The sequence below is a fragment of the Amycolatopsis pithecellobii genome (assembly GCF_009707865.1).
GTDB classification, from domain to species: Bacteria; Actinomycetota; Actinomycetes; order Mycobacteriales; family Pseudonocardiaceae; genus Amycolatopsis_E; species Amycolatopsis_E pithecellobii.
On the sequence record NZ_WMBA01000004.1, the window covers coordinates 172,018 to 190,073 of the forward strand.

The 18,056-nt window shown below is 69.9% G+C and carries 16 protein-coding genes; 7 read left to right on the forward strand and 9 right to left on the reverse strand.

Annotated elements, in window-relative coordinates:
• Nucleotides 1–140 precede the first annotated feature (140 nt).
• The 6 genes from GKO32_RS04595 to GKO32_RS04620 all read right to left on the reverse strand — a co-directional run bounded on the left by GKO32_RS04595 (nt 141) and on the right by GKO32_RS04620 (nt 6,883).
• Entirely contained in the window at nt 141–2,144 is a 2,004-nt protein-coding gene (locus GKO32_RS04595; protein ID WP_312867484.1) for an APC family permease, read from the reverse strand.
• 85 nt (nt 2,145–2,229) lie between these two features.
• Complete coding sequence (locus tag GKO32_RS04600) at nt 2,230–2,757, reverse strand: cupin domain-containing protein (protein ID WP_154755501.1); 528 nt, start codon at nt 2,755–2,757, stop codon at nt 2,230–2,232.
• A gap of 43 nt (nt 2,758–2,800) precedes the next feature.
• Nucleotides 2,801–3,724: a fumarylacetoacetate hydrolase family protein gene (locus GKO32_RS04605; protein WP_154755502.1), complete on the reverse strand. Its 924-nt coding sequence runs from the start codon at nt 3,722–3,724 to the stop codon at nt 2,801–2,803.
• Nucleotides 3,721–4,332, reverse strand: coding sequence for a VOC family protein (locus GKO32_RS04610; protein WP_166459375.1), 612 nt, complete (start codon nt 4,330–4,332; stop codon nt 3,721–3,723). The genes GKO32_RS04605 and GKO32_RS04610 overlap by 4 nt, the downstream gene beginning before the upstream one ends.
• A 2-nt stretch (nt 4,333–4,334) precedes the next feature.
• On the reverse strand, nt 4,335–5,360 hold the full coding sequence (locus GKO32_RS04615) for an SMP-30/gluconolactonase/LRE family protein (RefSeq protein WP_154755504.1): 1,026 nt from the start codon (nt 5,358–5,360) through the stop codon (nt 4,335–4,337).
• Nucleotides 5,357–6,883: a bifunctional 3-(3-hydroxy-phenyl)propionate/3-hydroxycinnamic acid hydroxylase gene (locus tag GKO32_RS04620; RefSeq protein ID WP_166459376.1), complete on the reverse strand. Its 1,527-nt coding sequence runs from the start codon at nt 6,881–6,883 to the stop codon at nt 5,357–5,359. The genes GKO32_RS04615 and GKO32_RS04620 overlap by 4 nt, the downstream gene beginning before the upstream one ends.
• A 140-nt stretch (nt 6,884–7,023) precedes the next feature.
• Here GKO32_RS04620 and GKO32_RS04625 point away from each other — a divergent pair, with 140 nt between their 5' ends.
• The 6 genes from GKO32_RS04625 to GKO32_RS04650 all read left to right on the forward strand — a co-directional run bounded on the left by GKO32_RS04625 (nt 7,024) and on the right by GKO32_RS04650 (nt 13,082).
• Nucleotides 7,024–7,941, forward strand: a complete 918-nt coding sequence (locus GKO32_RS04625; protein WP_154755506.1) for a VOC family protein — start codon at nt 7,024–7,026, stop codon at nt 7,939–7,941.
• Between the two features lie 4 nt (nt 7,942–7,945).
• A complete protein-coding gene (locus tag GKO32_RS04630; RefSeq protein ID WP_154755507.1) occupies nt 7,946–8,398 on the forward strand; it encodes a nuclear transport factor 2 family protein in 453 nt (150 codons plus the stop codon).
• Nucleotides 8,391–10,808 (forward strand): CocE/NonD family hydrolase, encoded by a 2,418-nt coding sequence (locus tag GKO32_RS04635; protein ID WP_154755508.1) that lies wholly within the window; start codon nt 8,391–8,393, stop codon nt 10,806–10,808. Before GKO32_RS04630 ends, GKO32_RS04635 begins: the two co-directional genes overlap by 8 nt.
• A 66-nt stretch (nt 10,809–10,874) precedes the next feature.
• Nucleotides 10,875–11,294 (forward strand): hypothetical protein, encoded by a 420-nt coding sequence (locus tag GKO32_RS04640; protein ID WP_154755509.1) that lies wholly within the window; start codon nt 10,875–10,877, stop codon nt 11,292–11,294.
• Nucleotides 11,295–11,328: 34 nt separating this feature from the next.
• Nucleotides 11,329–11,895, forward strand: a complete 567-nt coding sequence (locus tag GKO32_RS04645; RefSeq protein WP_312867485.1) for an NADPH-dependent FMN reductase — start codon at nt 11,329–11,331, stop codon at nt 11,893–11,895.
• On the forward strand, nt 11,892–13,082 hold the full coding sequence (locus tag GKO32_RS04650; RefSeq protein WP_312867486.1) for an NAD(P)/FAD-dependent oxidoreductase: 1,191 nt from the start codon (nt 11,892–11,894) through the stop codon (nt 13,080–13,082). Before GKO32_RS04645 ends, GKO32_RS04650 begins: the two co-directional genes overlap by 4 nt.
• 117 nt (nt 13,083–13,199) lie before the next feature.
• Here the strand turns inward: GKO32_RS04650 and GKO32_RS04655 are convergent, their stop codons facing one another.
• Genes GKO32_RS04655 through GKO32_RS04665 form a run of 3 tightly spaced genes read right to left on the reverse strand, consistent with a single transcriptional unit; the run spans nt 13,200 to nt 14,904 of the window.
• Nucleotides 13,200–13,451, reverse strand: a complete 252-nt coding sequence (locus GKO32_RS04655; RefSeq protein WP_154755511.1) for an SDR family oxidoreductase — start codon at nt 13,449–13,451, stop codon at nt 13,200–13,202.
• Nucleotides 13,452–13,507: 56 nt separating this feature from the next.
• Complete coding sequence (locus GKO32_RS04660) at nt 13,508–13,702, reverse strand: ferredoxin (protein WP_208024274.1); 195 nt, start codon at nt 13,700–13,702, stop codon at nt 13,508–13,510.
• 2 nt (nt 13,703–13,704) lie between these two features.
• Entirely contained in the window at nt 13,705–14,904 is a 1,200-nt protein-coding gene (locus GKO32_RS04665) for a cytochrome P450 (protein ID WP_154755512.1), read from the reverse strand.
• 141 nt (nt 14,905–15,045) lie between these two features.
• Here GKO32_RS04665 and GKO32_RS40055 point away from each other — a divergent pair, with 141 nt between their 5' ends.
• Nucleotides 15,046–18,045, forward strand: a complete 3,000-nt coding sequence (locus GKO32_RS40055) for an AfsR/SARP family transcriptional regulator (protein WP_154755513.1) — start codon at nt 15,046–15,048, stop codon at nt 18,043–18,045.
• Nucleotides 18,046–18,056 lie beyond the last annotated feature (11 nt).

Sequence of the window (18,056 nt, forward strand, 5' to 3'; positions counted from 1 at the left end):
GGGAACTCGGTCTTCGAGGACGTCCACGAGGGATGTCACAAGCCGCCGAGCGTGTCCTGAGGGTGCCCACAAGACACTGACTCGCCGGAGGCGGTCTCTGGCGGAACGGCGTGAACCCATCCCGAGGTGGCCGCAGCCGCTCAGGAGCTGCGCTGGGTGGTGACGCCGCGGCGGATGTCGCCCGGCAGTGGCCGGACGCGCTGCAGGTCGCGGCGGGATGTCGAGCGAAGCTGCCAGGGGACGCTGGTGACCATGACGCCGGGCTCGAACAGCAGCCGTCCTTTGAGCCGCAGCGAGCTCTGGTTGTGCAGGATGTTCTCCCACCAGTGGCCGACGACGTATTCGGGGATGTAGATGCAGACGACGTCGCGGGGGCCGGCGCGGCGGAGGTGCTTGACGTACTGGACGACGGGCCGGGTGATCTCCCGGTAGGGGGATTCGATGACCTTGAGCGGGATCTTCATGCCGCGTCGTTCCCACTGCCGTTGGAGTTCGCGGGTGTCGGTGTCGTCGACGTTGACGGTGATCGCGGTGAGGGTGTCGGGGCGGGTGGCGCGGGCGAAGGCGATCGCGCGCTGGCTGGGTTTGTGCAACGTGGATACCAGGACGATCGCATGGACCCGGCTGGGCAGAAGTTCGAGCTCGTCGTCGGGCTGGAGTTCTTCGCGCACCTGGGTGTAGTGGCGGTGGATGGCGCGCATCAGCACGTAGAGCACGGGGATCGCGATGACGACGAGGTAGGCGCCGTGGGTGAACTTCGTGATGAGCACGACGACGAGGACGATGGCGGTGAGCAGCGCGCCGACGGCGTTGATCAGCCGCGAGCGCCGGATCGCCGTCCGCTCCCGCGCGCCGGTCGTTTCGGCGAGGGCCCGGTTCCAGTGCCGGACCATTCCGGCCTGGCACAGGGTGAACGAGGTGAAGACGCCGAGGATGTAGAGCTGGATCAGGCGGGTGGTGGAGCCGTCGAAGGCGAAGATCAGGATCCCGGCGATGAGGGCGAGCGCGACGATGCCGTTGGAGAACGCGAGCCGGTCGCCGCGGGTGTGCAGCTGGCGGGGCAGGTAGCGGTCCTGGGCGAGGATCGAGGCCAGCAGCGGGAAGCCGTTGAACGCGGTGTTGGCGGCGAGGATCAGGATCAGCGCGGTGGTGGCTTGCAGGAAGTAGAACAGGAACGCGTGGTCGCCGCCGAACACCGCGGCGCCGATCTGCGAAATGACGGTCCGCTGCGGGTCGGTCTGGCAGTTCCCGGCGAACCCGGCGAGGTCGCAGGTGTTCTCCGCGATGTGCACCTTCGTGATCAGTGCGAGCGCGGTGATGCCGCCGAACATCACCACGGCGATGGTGCCCATGGCGGTCATGGTGCGCGCGGCGTTGAGCGCCTTGGGTTTGCGGAACGCCGGGACGCCGTTGGAGATCGCCTCGACGCCGGTGAGCGCGGTGCAGCCGGACGAGAACGACCGCAGCAGCAGGAAGATCAGCGCCAGCCCGGTGAGCCCGGCCTGTTCGGGCCGGATGTCGTAGGAAGCGCTCTCGGCCACCGGGGCGTGCCCGGTGAACGTGCGGGTGAAGCCGATGACGATGACCAGCATCACCGCGCCGATGAACAGGTATGTCGGCGTGGCGAAGGCGCGTCCGGATTCCCGGATGCCGCGCAGGTTCATCGCCATCAGGATGACGATGAACCCGATGTTGAGCGCGATCCGGTAGTCGTTGAGCTCGGGCACCGCGGAGATGATGTTGTCCACGCCGGAGGCCACCGACACGGCGACGGTCATGATGTAGTCGACCATCAGCGCGCCCGCAACCACGAGGCCCGCGCGGGAGCCGAGATTGCGCGAGGCGACTTCGTACGAGCCGCCGCCGCTCGGGTAGGCGCGCACCACCTGCCGGTAGGACAGCACCACCACCGTCAGCAGGACGGCGACGCCGAGCCCGACCCACGGAGCCAGCGTCAGGTATGCCAGCCCGCCGATGGACAGGATGAGCAGGATTTCCTGCGTCGCATAGGCGACCGAGGACAACGGGTCGCTGGCGAAGATCGGCAGGGCGAGCCATTTGGGCAGCAGAGTCTCGCCGAGGGTGTCGCTCCGGAACGGCCGTCCGAGTACCAGCCGTTTGAGCCATGACGTGGGTGCTGGCACACCGGCAGCCTGCCCCGCGCGCGACCGGACCGGCGTACGGATTTCGTCAAGATCCGCGCTGCGACGTAGAAATTCCGTTAAGGGTCTATTGCTCCTTCGGAGCCGGGCCGGACGACCAGGCGCCATCGATGAATGTTGCCGCCATGACGCACGGCTCGGGGCCCTCGATGCGCCAGCCGTGGATGCAACTTTGCAGGACCATCACGTCGCCGGGGCGCAGCAGCACATCGCGGCCCTCGGTCAAGGCCCACATCTTGCCGGACAGGACCACGATGTAGTTGAGGGTGTCCGTCCGGTGCATGGACGGGTGCTTGGCCGACTCGAGGTACTCCACGCTGGGAATATGCGCGGTCCCGAGCTGGGCGTGGACGGCCCGCATCTCCTCGGGCGTCTTGTCGTCGTGAGTGCCGGGTGCCCAAGAGACGATCCGGAACACCGCGCCGCCGTCCGGCGCCTCGTGCACGAACTTCGCCCCGGCCGTCGGGTCGGTCGTTGCCGCCAGGTCGGCCGGTGTGGTGGTGTTGAACCACAGATCCCTGGCCCCCGACGGTCCATCGAACATCACGTCTTCGTCCTGCAGGACGTCGGACAGTCCGTCGCTCCGATTCCCCAAGACATACTTCCTGGGCACAATGCTTCCTCTCGTGTGGCGCGAATCAGGCCGGCTCGGCAACGACACGGTTCTCGAGGCGGCCGATGCCGGGGATCTCGACCGTGACGACATCTCCGGGCTTCAGGTACCGCCCGGTGAACTGCGCGAGTCCACCTCCGGTGCCCGTCGCGATCAGGTCGCCCGGTTCGAGCGTGCAGCGCTGTGAGATCCAGGCGACCACCTCGGCGGCGGAAAACCGGCGCTCAGCGGTCGTTCCGTCCTGCCGGATCTCGCCGTTGACCCACGTCCGAACCGGTACGGCGCCGGGGTCGATCTCGTCCGGGGTGACGACGAAGGGCCCGGTGGGCCCGAACGTCTCCAGGCTCTTGCCCATCCACAGGGTGGGCGTGTCGAACTGCCACTCGCGGATCGACACGTCGTTGCCCACGGTGTAGCCGCCGATCACCTCGTGTGCCGCGGATACCGGCAGCCGGCGAGCCCGGCGGGCGATGACGACGACCAGTTCCCCTTCGTAGTCGAGCTCGCGCGCGTCCGGCGGAGCCCAGATGTCGTCGCGCGGCCCGGCGACACAAGACGTCTGCTTGTTGAACACCACCGGCACATGCGACGCCGGGTACGCCGCGTTCGTCGCGGCCACCACGTGCAGACGCCTGCGGAAAGCCTCCGGCAGATCCGGCTCCGCCAGCATGTCGGCGGGGTCGTGGTGCGAGTTGAACGCCATCGCCAGGTACTTGGGCGGAACCGGGACCGGCGCCAACAGCTCGGCACTACTCGCCACGACGCCCGCCCCGGCGCGCGCCAGTTCCCGCGCCCGGTCGGCCAGCCGGGCACGACCGGGCGGGTCCAGGGCCAGAGCCCCGACAATCGAGCGCTCCGCACCGCCCACTTCCGTGAGGGGCACGAGCCTGTCGTCCGCGAGGACCGCGTCGTGCGCGACGCCGTCGCGGGCGTACCGCGCGAACTTCACAGTGGCACACCGCCCGGCACCGGCATATGCGGGTCGTAGCCCGCGGTCACCTCGTTCTTGTAGGCGCCCTTCCACGCCTTCTCGTGGATCTCCTGGTGGGACAGCCCGTCGGCGAGCTCCTGCGACACGAGCACCGGGTCGAAGTAGGTGCCGAACGGGTCGGCGCGGAACTCCGGAGAGGTGCGCATGTACTCCTGGGCCTCCCGCTGGGTCGGGAAGTTGTCGACCTGCAGCTCCACCGAGTTGCCGTCGGGATCGGAGTAGTACAGCGCCATCGCCATCCCGTGATCGACCGACATGTGCGGCAGGATGCCCTCGCCGCGCAGGCGGTCGAACGTCGCGATCAAGTCGGCGAGCGAGGGGTAGTCGAACGCGGTGTGGTGCAGGCCGGTGTGCGGCACCTTCTCCGGGTCGTTGTGCATGCCGTCGAGGGTGATGAACACGACGCGATGGTGGGCGTCGTCGTTGCTGGTGAACGCGGCGAAGTCGTTTTTGAAGATCACCTTCACGCCGATGACCTTGGCGTAGAAGTCGATCATCTCGTCCATCCGGATGGTCTTGAGGTTGATGTGGTGCAGCGGGGGCTGCACGATTCGCTCGGTCGCCATGCTCATGCTCCGTTCTCGTCGAGTGGGGCCAGTTCGGATTCGGGTTGGGGTGGTGCTGCGGGCCGGTGCTGGTGACGCAGGGGCAGCCCGGCCACCGGTGAGTCGAAGCTGAGCAGGTGCGGCATCAGCAGCGAACCCATGAACACCGTGCGCAGGTCCGGTCCGCCGAAGCCGATGCTGGTCAGCGTCTGGATGTGCCGGCCTCGGCAGCCCAGGATCGTCGGGAACTCGATCGCGCCGGCGTCGTACTGGGCCGCGAGTGCGGAGAGGCCGGCCGCGTTGGGGTCGTCGAACACGGTGTGTGTCCGGCCCTCGGGTGTGATGATCACGAGGCCGTTGCCCGACAGCAGCGCCACCCACACGTTGCCGTCGACGTCCAGCGCGATGCCGTCGGGCAGGATGCCGGGGCCGAGGGTCGCGGGGCCGACGACCTCCTTGTCGGTCAGACCGCCCTCGGGGGTGACCCGGAAACGAAGGACCCGCTGGGCCATCGTTTCGGGCACATAGGCGTAGGACTCGGTGGCGTCGAGGCGCACCTCGTTGGGCCAGCGGAGCCCGTCCGCGACGATGCGTGCCTGACCGTCCTCCAGCACGGCGATATATCCGGTCGCCCGTGCGGGGTCGGCCGGCCCGTGCGGAGGCGCGGTGCTGGTCGCGACGGCGATCCACAACCGGCCGCGGGAGTCGAGGAACACGTAGTTCGCGCTGCCGATCGGCCGGCCCTCGATGGTGTCGAGCAGCAGCTCGGACTTGCCATCGAGCTGCAGCCGGTAGAGGTTCCCGTCGCCGGTGTTGTTGACGATCAGCGAGTCGTCGTCGGCGAGCGCCATCGTGGTCGGTGCGTCATGCGGCACGCGGCCGATCCGCCACTGGCGCCCGTCCGGCGCGATACGCGTGATGTAGCCCTTGTTCGACGAGGTGAAGACCGTTCCGTCGCGAAAGGCGAGGACGTTCTCGGGGCGGGCGAGACCGTGGCCGACCCGCCTGAGGTCGGTGGGCTGCAGGGTGAGCTCGGTGATACCGCTCATGCCGTCACTTCTTTCCTGGTCGTGCTGGTGGTGTTTGCACCCAGCGCCACGTCGAGCTGCGCGGTGAGCGCGGCGAGGCCGGTGGCCGTGCGCGCCGTTCCGTGGACGTACTTGTCGGGCCGGATGATCACCGCACCGGCGTCGTGCTCGGTCAGCCATTCCTCGTACCGTGCCGCGGTGGCATCGAGGACGACCGCGCCCAGCTCGCGCCAGGTCGCGCGAGTGCGCTCGTCACACGCCGCCAGCACGTCGGCTCGGGCGATGACCGAAAAGGACAGTCCGAGGTGATCGTCGAGGCGGGTCCCGTCGGTCAGGAATGGCTGGAGCGACAACGTCCCGGCAGGCGGTGGAGTCGTCCCGTGCAGGCCGGAGCCCAGCGGTGGCCGCGAGTCCGGTCGCTGCTCACCCTCGATATCGGGTCGGCGTCCGGCGGCGAGGTCCTCGATCGCGCGGGCGATCCCGCTGGAGATCAGCGTCCAGGTGCGGGTGTGCGGCGCGCGCTCGGCGTAGTAGGTGTCCAGCACGGTGTCCGCGGCCCGTCCCTGCAGGCAGAAGGCGAGCTTCCAGGACAGGTTGGCCACGTCGCGCAGGCCTGAGCACAGGCCTTGACCCGCTTTGGGCGGCATCTGGTGCGCTGCGTCGCCGGCCAGGAACAGGCGCCGGTCGCGCCACCGCGTCGCGAGCGTGGCCGCGAAGATGTAGGCGTCGGCGCGCTCCACGACCGCTGTCTCGGGTGTCACCCACCGCTCGACGAGCCTCCACACCGTCTCCGGGGTCTCCAGCGACTCGTCGGACTCGTGGTCGAACGCCTTGAACTCGATCCGCCGCCGGTGTTCGCCGGTGGGGACGAAGGTGTAGGTCCGCTCCGGTGGGGCGACGGCAACGGTGTGCAGCTCGTCGTCGACGTCGCCGACGTCCTCGTTGATCAGGAGGTCGACGACGAGCCACCGCTGCGTGGCGTGCAGATCCTCCGTCTCCACACCCATCGACCGGGCGACGGCCGAGTGCGCACCGTCGCAGCCGACCACGTAGCGCGCGGGCACGGTGAACGTGCTGCCTGAGTCGATGTCGTAGGCCGTGACCTCGGCGTGGTCGGCGTCCTGCGTGACGCCGGTGACCTCGACGCCGTAGCGCGCCCTCACCAACGGGGCTGCGCCGAGGATCTCGCGCATGCGCGACTCGAAGGTCGGTTGGTGGAACATGTAGTCCCGTCGCCACGCCTGGTCGCCGATCTCCCGGCCCAAGGTGGAGTTGGCCACCGGCGTGCGCGTGCTGTCGTAGAGGGTGAACGACGATGGCGTGTAGAACGTCGGCTCCAGCTCGCCGGTCAGTCCCATCGCCTGCATGATCCGTACTGCCTCGTCGTCGAGGTGCGTCGCTCGTGGCTTGACCACGCCGTGGCGACCGCGATCGAGCAGCACGACCGTCAGTCCATGACGCGCCAACAGGGCGGCCATGCTCAGCCCCACGGGGCCGGCTCCCACCACGGCCACGTCGGCCATCTCTTGCTCGGTGTCGGTCATGCCCCGATCGTGGCGGCGGCCCCGAAACACGGGCGAAACGTCCACCTGGTTTCGCGGTGGTTTCGGCGCCGCGGGCACAGTTGCGCTCATCGTGCCCGGCGCAGCCCCCTGTGTACGGACGCTCGAGGAGGAGCGAAGAGATGGCCATCAACCGGATCGACCACGCCGCCGTGCGGGTCGACGACCTCGGTCAAGCCCTGGAATGGTACGAGGGTGTCCTCGGACTCACCGTGCTCGACCGCAACGCCGAACGGGCCCTGCTGGCGTGCTCCGGTGACGCCGTCGACGTCACGCTGGTGGCAGGTGGGCAGAGCCTCGTCAGTTTCGCGTTCGGCGTCGACCACGCCGACGACATCGACGAGATCGTCTCCCGGCTCACGGCCAACGACGTGCCGTTCGAGCGGTACAAGGAGCCCGACCGGCCGGGCCACGGCGAGATCCTCGGCTTCGACCTGCCGAGCGGGCACCGGATGGAGTTCGTCGCCGGCTACGGCGACCGGGTCGCGGGCGTGACCGAGCTGGCCTCGGACGGAACGTTCCGGCCGACCGATATCGATCACATCAACCTGCTCGGTACGGCCGACCCCAAGGATGTCTCCGACTTCATGAAGATGGTGCTGGGCTTCAAACAATCGCTCGTGCTGACGATCGGCGGCAGCTGGGCGGCGTCGTGGTTGCGGGCGACCAAGCGGGACCACGACCTCGCCTACATGGGGGCGCAGCGGGCGTCGGACCGCCTGCACCACATCGCGTTCGCCGTCGAGGACGGGAACCACTACTTCCGGCTCAGCGACCGCCTCGTCGAAACGGGCAACCGCTGGGAGTTCGGTCCAGGGCGGCATATGGCGGGCGGCGCCGGCAACACGACGGGGTTCGGGACGAACTGTTTCGCCTATGCGTTCGACCCGGCCGGCAACCGCAACGAGTTCAGCTCCGACATGGGCGAGTTCGAGGACCACGAGTCGTACACGGCCGAGACCAGCCCCGGGAAGTTCCCGGAGATCATGAACGGCTGGGCCTACAACATGCCGGAGTCGTTCATGACCATCGGCAGCTGAGCGGATGTCAGGGAACAGCACCCGCGACGACGTCGTGGAGACCGTCCACCGGACCTGGTGGAACGTCGACCGCGAGCTCGGTATCGGCGGCGAGCTGTTTTTCACCGACGACGGGACCTGTGTCATGCCGGCGCTGACGATGTGCGGACGCGCGGAGATCGCCGCAGGGTACGCGCGGCGCCAGGCCAACGGACCGCGCCTCTCGCGACACCTGGTGTCGAACGTCGTCGTCCGGATCACCGGCGAATACGCCACGGCGACCTATGTGCTGTCGCTGTTCGCCGGCAACGGACACGCCCCGCTCGCCGTCGAGTCGCCGTCCGCGATTTGCGACGTCGACGACGAGCTCGTGCTCACCGAGGCCGGCTGGCTCGTCCACCGGCGTGAGCTCACCGCGGTGTTCGTGGCGGCAGGCAACGACTCGGTCATGCTCCGCCGGGCAGGCTCTGATGCCTGAGCCCCCGGTCGTCCTGCTGCACGGCTGGGGCGGTTCTCACGCCGGCACGTGGCAGGACTCGGACCTGGTGCGGTCGCTGCACAGGGCCGGCCGGAAGGTGATCGGGATCGACCTCCCGGGACACGGTCACGGAACCGTGTCCCGGGAGCCGGGGGATTACGAGCTCATTGCCGATCTCGTCGCGGCCGCGCTGCCCCGCGACGCCGTCCTCGACGCGGCCGGGTTCTCACTCGGCGGCAAGATGCTGCTCCAGCTCGCGGCCGAACAGCCCCGGCGCTTCCGGCGGCTGGCCATCGGCGGTGTCGGCGAGAACCTGTTCCGGGCGGAGGCCGGTGACGCGGTATCGGCCGCACTGCTGGACGGGCTGCCACCCGATGCGCCGGCCGCCCTGCGCTCCGTCGTCGACGAGGCCCGCGCGTCGGGCAACGACCTGCTGGCCCTGTCGGCCGTCATCCGGCGACCACCCCGGCCGATCGCCCCGGATGTGCTGCGTGCGATCCGCGCGGACGTCCTGCTCGTCGTCGGCACCGACGACGCCATCGCGGGATCGCTCACGCCGCTGGCCGACGCGATACCGGCGGCGGAGGCGATCGTCGTACCCGGGCTCGACCACATGGCAACCCCGAGATCGCCCGAGTTCCAGGGTCGAGCCGCCGCTTTCCTGCTGAGGACCGATGAACGTACCCCGTCTGATGGAAAAGAGGAGAGCACAGTGGCTCGGATAGTCGAACCGGACCTGGTCATCGACAAGGACGTCGTGATCCCCCTCCGCGATGGCGGACACGTGGTGGCGAACGTCTACCAGCCCCTCGGCGAGGGGCCGTGGCCGGTGATCCTCAACTACAGCCCGTACGGCAAGGACGTGCACTTCTCCAACTTCTGGCCCGAGGTCTTCGCGGACCTGAAGGAGAACCACCCGGAGATCACCGGGCAGTCGTCGCTGCGCCACATGGCGTTCGAGACGCCCGACCCCGAGGTCTGGACCCGCATGGGATATGTGGTGGTGCGGGTGGACTCGCGCGGCGCGGGCAAGTCTCCCGGTTTCCTTGCGCCCAACTCGCCGCAGGAGTTCCTCGACGCCTGCGACGCGGTCGAGTGGGCAGGGCGCGCGCCGTGGAGCAACGGACGGGTCGGGCTGCTCGGTATCTCCTACTACGCCTCGAGCCAGTGGATGATCGCCCAGCACCGGCCGGAACACCTCGCCGCCCTCCAGCCCTGGCAGGGCACCAGCGACTTCTACCGCGACCGCACCCGCCAGGGCGGGATCTTCTCCAGCGGCTTCGTCGGGTACTGGTGGGAGCTGGTGTACACCAACCAGCACGGCAACGGGGCGTCGCGTTACCGCGACTACTTCACCGGGGAGCGCAACACCGGCCCGGCGCTGCCCGCGGCCGAGCTCGCGGCGAACCGCGTCGACTACCTCCGGGATGTGCTCGACCATCCACTCGAGGACGACTGGTACCGGGCGCGCAGCGCGGACCTGACCAAGATCGAGATCCCGGCGCTCGTCGGTGCCAACTGGGGCGGCCTGCAGGTGCACTTGCGCGGCACGCTGCTGGGCTTCACCGGGATCGCCTCGGAGCGCAAGTGGCTGCGGGTCCAGCGCGGTTCGTACTTCCTTTCCTTCTACCACCCGGACAACATCGAGACCCAGCGTCGCTTCTTCGACCGCTTCCTCAAAGGCGACGAGCCGGCATGGTCCGACGACGAGCCCCGCGTGCAGTACGTGGTCCGGGCCGTCGACGACACCGTGGCACGCACCGTCGAGACGAGCGACTGGCCCGCGCCCGACGCCGCCGAGCTGCGCCTGCACCTCGACGCCGCGACGATGACGCTGGGCACCAGCGAACCCACCGCCGCGGCGCGGACCGACTACTCGGCGCTCGACGGCGCGGCCGTGTTCACCACACCGCCGCTGACCGATGCGCTCACCTTCGCCGGTCCGCTGCACCTGCGGTTGCGGCTCGCGAGCTCCACCACCGACGCCGACGTCTTCGTCGCGCTGCGCGCCTACGCTCCCGACGGCACCGAGGCCACGTTCTTCGCCGCCAGCGGGCCCGGCTCGACGGTGTCACTGGGCTGGCTGCGTGTCTCGCATCGCAAGGTCGACCCGGCCCGGTCGGGCTTCCTGCGGCCCTTCCACAGCCACGACGAGGAGCAGCCGCTCGTACCGGGACAGGAGTACGACCTCGACGTCGAGATCTGGCCGGCGAGCCTGCACCTGCCGGTGGGGTCGCGGCTCGAGGTGAGGGTGCTGGGCCACGACTTCGCCCGCACCGCCGACGGCGCGGGATTCAACGGCCACGCCGACCCCACCGACCGCCCGGCCGCGGTCTTCGGGGGCACGCAGACGCTCGTCACCGGGCCCGGCGTGCCGTCCTACCTGGGCCTTCCCCGAATCCAGCATTGAGAGAGCAGGTCAATGTCACCCGTCGCGGTCGCGGTCCTCTTAGCCGCAGTCCTCTTCAGCCTGACGATGATCGTCGTGAAAAGCGGCCGGCCCTGGGCCCACGCCGCCACCGGCGTCACCGGTGCCGCCTACCACTTCCTGCTGCTGCCCGCCGTCGCCGAACTGCCCGCGCCGGCCTGGGCGAAGGCGGCCGGCTACGGGTGGCTGGTGCTCGACGGTGCGCTCGGCGGCGCACAGGTCGCGAAGCTGAACCCGGAAATCACCCATCAGCTGCGGTCCGGCGCGCACCTTCCCGCAGCGGTGTGGGTGGCCGCGGCAGGCCTCTCCGGAACGTGGTGGCTGGCCGTCGTGGGGGTGTTGTTCGCGATCATGCAGGCCGGCTCCACGCTGCTGATCAACACCAAGCTGCTGCGACCGTGGACGTTCTGGGTCCAGGCCGGACTGAACGTCACCTGGATGGCCGCCGTCGCGGTGACCCTCGCTTGAAAGTTCGAATCTGTTGACACCGGAAGGAACATTCGTGAGCACGCTGAAGATCGCCGTCATCCTTGGCAGCACCCGCCCCGGCCGTAAGGGCAAGGATGTTGCGGAGTGGGTGCTGACCAGGGCGAAGGGGCGCGCCGGCGCTGACTATGAGCTGATCGACCTCCTTGACCACCCGCTACCGCATCTGGACGAGGCGGTGCCGCCGAGCAGGGGCACGTACGCCGGCGAGCACACCAAGGCCTGGGCCGCCAAGATCGGCGAATACGACGGCTACATCTTCGTCACCCCTGAGTACAACCACTCCACATCGGGAGTGCTGAAGAACGCGATCGACTACCTCCACGCCGAATGGAACAACAAGGCGGCCGCGTTCGTCGGGTACGGGGCGCTCGGCGGGACGCGGGCGATCGAGCACCTGCGGGCGATCGCGAGCGAGCTGCAGATCGCCCACGTGCGTCAGCAACTGTCTTTCTCGCTGTTCACCGACTTCGAGAACTTCACCTCGTTCCAGCCCGCTGCGCTGCACGACGGCGCTGCCGACGTCCTGTTCGACCAGCTCGAGTCCTGGGCCGGTGCGATGAAGGCCGTCAGGGCCGCGTGAGTCACGTCGTGGTGGTGGGCGCCGGCCTGGGCGGGGTGCGCACGGTCGAGCAGTTGCGCACCGCCGGATATCAGGGCGGCATCACGCTGGTCGGCGACGAGCCGCATGCGCCGTACGACCGGCCGCCGCTGTCGAAGCAGGTGCTGGCCGGCACCTGGACGCCCGAGCGGATCACGCTGCGCGATCATGACGGGCTCGCCGAGTTGAACGTTCGCACCCACTTCGGCGTGCCGGCAACGGCGTTGCACGCCGGCGCCGTCGCTCTCGCCGATGGGACCGTGCTCGACGCCGACGCGGTGGTGATCGCGACCGGGGCCGAGGCTCGCAGGCTGCCCGGCCAGCCGCCCGGGGTGCATACCTTGCGCACCCTGGACGACTCGCTGGCGCTGCGCGTGGCGTTGGACGGTGCCCGGTCACTGCTGGTCGTCGGCGCCGGTTTCATCGGCGCCGAAGTGGCGAGCGGCGCCCGTGCCCGGGGGATCGGCGTCACGGTGCTGGAAGCCATGCCGGTGCCCTGTGAGCGCGCACTCGGGCCGCAGCTCGGTGTCCTATGTGGACGATTGCTCACCGAGGCGGGCGTCGACCTGCGGCTGGGTACGCGACTGAGCCGTTTCGTCGACGCGAACACCGTCGAACTCGCCGACGGCAGCCGCGTATCGGCCGACGTGGTGCTGGCCGGGGTGGGCGCCACCCCCCGATCGTCCTGGCTGGACAAGGGCGACGTCGGCCTCGAGACGGCGAACGGCGTGGCATGCGACGAGCGCGGCCGGGTGGATGGGGCGTCCGGCGTGTGGGCGGTCGGCGACGTGGCCGCGTGGCAGGACCCGGTTCGCGGTGGCAGGTTCCGGCACGAGCACTGGACGAACGTCGTCGACCAGGCCGCCGTGGTGGCGCGCGATATCGCGGGCGCGGACCCACCGCCGGCCACCGTGCCGTACTTCTGGTCCGACCAGTTCGGCATGAAGATCCAGCTGGTCGGCAGGCCGGATCTGGCCGGCACCATCGTGCCGCTGCGCGGTGAAGGCCTGACCGGTGGCCCGGTCAAAGGCACGGTCGCGGGTTACTTCGCAGGCGACCGCCTGGTCGCGGTGGTCGGCTTCGGTGCGGCCCGCTACCTGGCGAAGTACCACGCCCTGGTACTCAGGGGAGCCGGCCGGGCGGAAGCCACCGCCCTGGCGCAAAGCTGACGACCACCACCCCCGGCGGACACGCTTCGCGCGACTGCCACATTCAACTCCGGCTGGTCCGCCGGTTGGCCGCGGATCTAGGGCGCCCCTGGGAAAAACCCGCGCCGTCGGACCGGCTCACCCCAGCTCGGGTCCGTCGCGGATTTCGGCAGCTTCCGCCCCGGTGAGGTCGTAGGTCTTGCCGGCGTGTGCGGCCGGGTCGACCAGCACCGCGGCGGTGGCGGCCGCGAGGTCGGAGCGCAGGACCGGTGCGACCGCGGCGTCACCGGCCGGCGCCGCGAGCTCCCCGGCGTCGACGGCTCCCGCGACGTCACGGGCGATGAACTGAACGTAGATCGCGTTCGCCAGCAGGGTCGTCGTAGTCCCCACGGCGGACCTCCACGCCGCGATCGGCCAGGTCGGTCACGGCGCCGGGATCACGGCGGTCAGGGGGATAGGCGCAGTGCCGCGACCGGGCACGCCAGCACACCCGCCTCGGCGCCCGGGCGCTGGTCCGGCCCCACCTCGCTGAGCAGGATCTCGAGCTCGCCGTCGTCGTCCAGCCGGTAGATCTCCGGTGCGCTCATTTCGCACCGCCCGTGTCCTTCGCAACGGTCGCGGTCGACCTCCACACGCGCCATGGTCAGCGTCCTCCTGCGGGCACGACCGAGACCGGCAGCTTCGCGAGCCCGCGGATCGTCGGGTTGAGGTGGCGGACGGGCTCGCCCGCGAGTTCGAGGCGGTCGACGCGGCGAAGCAGCGCGGAGATGAGGGCCTGAGCCTCGATCCGGGCCAGGCCCTGGCCTGCGCACCCGTGCACGGCGTGGCCGAACGCGAGGTGGTCGAGGGGTCTGCGCCGGATGTCGAAGTGGTCGGGATCCGGGTAGTGGCGCTCGTCGCGGTTGGCCGAGGCGAAGCTCACGACGACCCGGGCGCCAGCCGGAAGGGGTTCGCCGCCCATCTCGACGGCGCGCGTCGTCACGCGGGTGAAGTTCTGCGCCGGGGATTCCAGCCGGAGGCATTCCTCGAACCCACTGCCGATCTGGCTCGGATCAGCCTTGAGCAGCTTCCAGAGCCCGGGGTCGGCCGCCAGCAGCCGAAGATAGTTGCCCAGGGAGTGCACCGTGGTGTCCATCCCGGCGACGAGGTATGCCGTCATCAGCGGGACGGCGGCGTCCGGTGCGATCCTGCCCTCGTCCACGGCGTCGAGAATCGCCGCGCCCCAGCTACCAGGGGTGAGCTTCTCCCGGCTGGTCATCTCACCGATGTAGCGCTGGTGGGCCATGATCTCCGGAACGCGGGCCTCCAGCCGTTCGTCCATCGGACCCATGCCGGCGAACATGGCATCGGCTCCGGGGAGCAGGACCTCGCGGCCCTGCACGGGTAGCCCGATCAGGTCGGCGACAACGTCGACGGGCAGCCGCGCGGCGAGGTCACCGACACCGTCGAAGGTGCCCTGCTCGACCGCGTCCCGGACAAGCGAGTCGGCCTGCTCCGCGATCTGGGTGCGCAGTTTCGCCAGGGCCCGGGGTGCGAGTTTCTCACTGAGGACGGCGCGTAGCACGGCATGCTGGGGGTCGTCGGACGCGAGGACGGTGCCCGCCTGCAGGCCGTTCATCCGGTCGTTGATGCCCACCCCGGAGGCCGAGGAGAAGGTCATGTCGTCCGCCAGCACGGCCCGGACGTCGGCGTAGCGGGCGACCACCCAGACGGCGTGACGGCGAAGGTGCACCGCCGCACCCGCGTCCCGCAGCTCGCGGTAGGCCGGGTAGGGATCGGCGAGAACGGCATCGCTCCAGAGATCGAGGTCGGACACGGGAGTCGGTCGGGCTGCGGTGGACATGAACTACCTCGGCGTCGAGTTGTGGGGTGAGCAGTCCGGCGGTCGAGCGCTACCGGACGCGATGAGCACCACTGTGCCCGCGGCGCCGAAACCGGGGCGAAACCGCGGCCGGCACTTGGGAGCCGGCCGTAAAATCGTCCGGTGATCATCAATGCCAAGCTGGTCGCACCCGATCTCCCGCGTGCGTGGGTTCGGCGACCACGGCTCGCGACGCGGATCGCGGACGTCGTGACGTCCGGTCACACGGTGTGGGTCTGTGCCACGGCGGGTGCCGGTAAGACCACCGCCGTGGTCGAGGCGCTCTCCGGGGGACCGGTCCCCGTCGCGTGGCTCACCCTCGACTCTTCGGATCAGGCCCCGGGGCGGCTGCTGAACTATCTGGAAGCGGCGCTGGCCCGCGTGTATCCGGATCTGGCCGGTGTTGCCGGCTGTGCGCTCGCCGCGCGTACCCCGCATATCGACACGGCCGGGCTGCTGGCGGACGCGATCGCCGACCGCCCCGTCGTCCTGGTGCTCGACCAGCTGGAACGGCTCGCGGACGCACCGAAGGCGCTCGCGATCATCGCCGCCCTGGCGCGGTACGCGCCTCGATCGTTGCGCCTGGTCCTGTGCAGCCGACGCGAGCTGACGCTCGATACCCCCTCGACGGCGGCCTGGGCGGACGTGATTCGCGTGGGGGAGGCCGATCTGGCGTTCACCGTGGCGGAGGCGGGCGCCGCGCTGGCGCTGCGCGGTGGTGGGGAGCTCGACGCCGAAGGCGCGGTCGCCGCGACCGGCGGGTGGGTCACCGGCGTGCTGTTCGAGGCCTGGCGGTCCGACCAGCATGTGCACGGGGCCGGTGGTGAGGCCGACCCGCTGCACGGCTACCTGGCCGCCCACATCCTCGCCGATCTCAATGACGTCCAGCGCGAGTTCCTCGTCCGCACCGCACTGTGCGACGAGGTGACCGTGCGCCGGTGCGAGGCGCTCGGTGTACCCGAGTCGGGTGCACGCCTGGGTGAGCTGCGTCGGCTGCACCTGCCCGCGACGTGGAGCGCTGAGCGGAAGGCGCTGCGCTGGCATCCCCGTCTGCGCGAGTACCTCATCGAACTGCTCGACCGGCGACCGGCCGCAGAGGTCCTCGAGCTGCGCAGGCGTTACGCGACGCTGCTGCGGGCGGAAGGCCGATCGGAGGAAGCGGTGGATCTCCTGATCGAGATCGGCGACCTCGACGACGCCGTGCTCTTGGCCGAGGAGACGATCGGTACCGTCCTCGAGCGCCTCGACCTGACCCTCGCCAACCGCTGGATCGCCGCGTTGACCCCGCACCCAGGAGGCTCATCGCAACGGTTGGCGGTCGCCGAGCTGATGGTGGCCGTCGGCCTCGAGCACTACGCGCACGGCATGGCCGTCAGCGACCGCTTGGTGCGGATGATGGGCGACGACGTGCGCTACGACAGCGACCTCGCAGCCATGATGATCATGTGTTACTGGCACGCCGAGCGTTATGACGACGCCCGTGCCCTGGTGGGTGCTGCGGCCGACGGGCCGGCGCTGCGGGTTTCGAATTGGGCCAACGAAGTGGAGCGGATCGGCGGTACCGCCGGCTACGCCGATGAGCCCCCGGCCTCGGGCGGACCGCTCGACACGCTGCCCCTGCGTCTACATTGGACTCACGGTCGTCTTACCCGGCTGCTCGAACCGCAACGGTCGCCGTGGGTCGAGGCGGTTCACCGGCCATGGCGGATCTCGGCTTTGGTGGCACTGGGGCGCCTCGACGAGGCCTCCGCGCTGTTCGACCAGGCGGCCGACGCCGGTCTGAGCCCGATGTTCCTCGACTGCTTCACCCGCGTGGAGCTCCTGCTGGACCTGGGGCGGGCGAGCGAGGCGTGGGGCGAGCAGATCGCGGGCCGCGACCGCGTGGCGGCCAGCGGGTCGGGCTTCTTCAAGGCACTGCACCTGGTTCAGGAGGCGAAACTCGCGCTGCGGCTGCGGCGCGACCCCGACCAGGCGCGCGCCGCGCTCGACCAGGCCAAGCGTCACCCCGCGGGTCGAGCGGTGCAGCACGTGATCGACGAGCACGTGGTCTGGCAGGGGCTCACGTTCCTGCTCGACCACGACGACGACGAGGCCGCGGCCCTGCTGCGGTCCGCCGCCCACCGGATGGCCGGGCGCGACAGGCTGCTCCAGCTACCGCTCGTCGGCGTCTACCTCGCGGAGGCCGAGTGGCGGCTCGGTAACGAGACCGCCGCCGACGACGCCGCCGACCTCGCTCTGCGGGCGAGCGCCCGCCTCGGTTCACACCACCGCCTGCTCTCGGCATTGCGCGACTTCCCCGACGTCGTCGCGCGCCAGATCGACGCCGAACCCGGGCTCCGCAGCGAGTGGCACCGGCTCGGGCGTGCACTGCTCGCGCCCGAGCATCCCAGCGTCGTACCGCGGGATCGCCACGTCCACCTGCACGATCTCGGCGCGCCGGTACTGATCGTGGGTGAGCAGATCGTCCGGCCGCGCATCGCCAAGAGCCTTGAACTGCTGGCCTATCTGCTCGGGCGGCCCGGTGGGCGCGCGACCCGGCCGGAGTTGCTCACCGCACTCTTCGACGGTCGATCCGACCCCTCCACCCGCGCCTATCTGCGCCAGGCGGTCAACCGGCTGCGCGAGGTCTTGCCGGACCCCGGTCTCGTGCGCAGCGACGGCGACGAGATCCGGCTCGAGTCGCGCGAAGTCTCCAGCGACAGCCGGCAGTTCGAATACCTGCTGACCGCCGCCGGTGAGCTTCCCGCCGGCAAGCAGTTCGACGCCCTGCGCGACACGCTCGACATCGCCGAGCGCGGCGTGTTCCTCGACGGTGTCAGCTCGGAGTGGGCCGAGGTGCGGCGCCGGGAACTCGATGAGCTCGTGACCGACGCACGGATGCTCGCCGCCGATGCGGCCGCCGACGCCGGCGACTACCGGACGGCCGATGAGCTCGCGCTGGCGGTGCTCGGCTCGAATCCCTACCGCGAGGCCGCCTGGCAGGTCCGCATGCGGGTGTGCAACGCGCTGGGCTGCGCGGACGCGCTGCTCACCACGTACCGCGGCTGCGAAGAAGCCCTGGCCGAGGCAGGACTGGAACCATCACCCGGCACCCGGCGACTGCTGGCGCAGCTTCGCCGCTGACCTTCCTACGG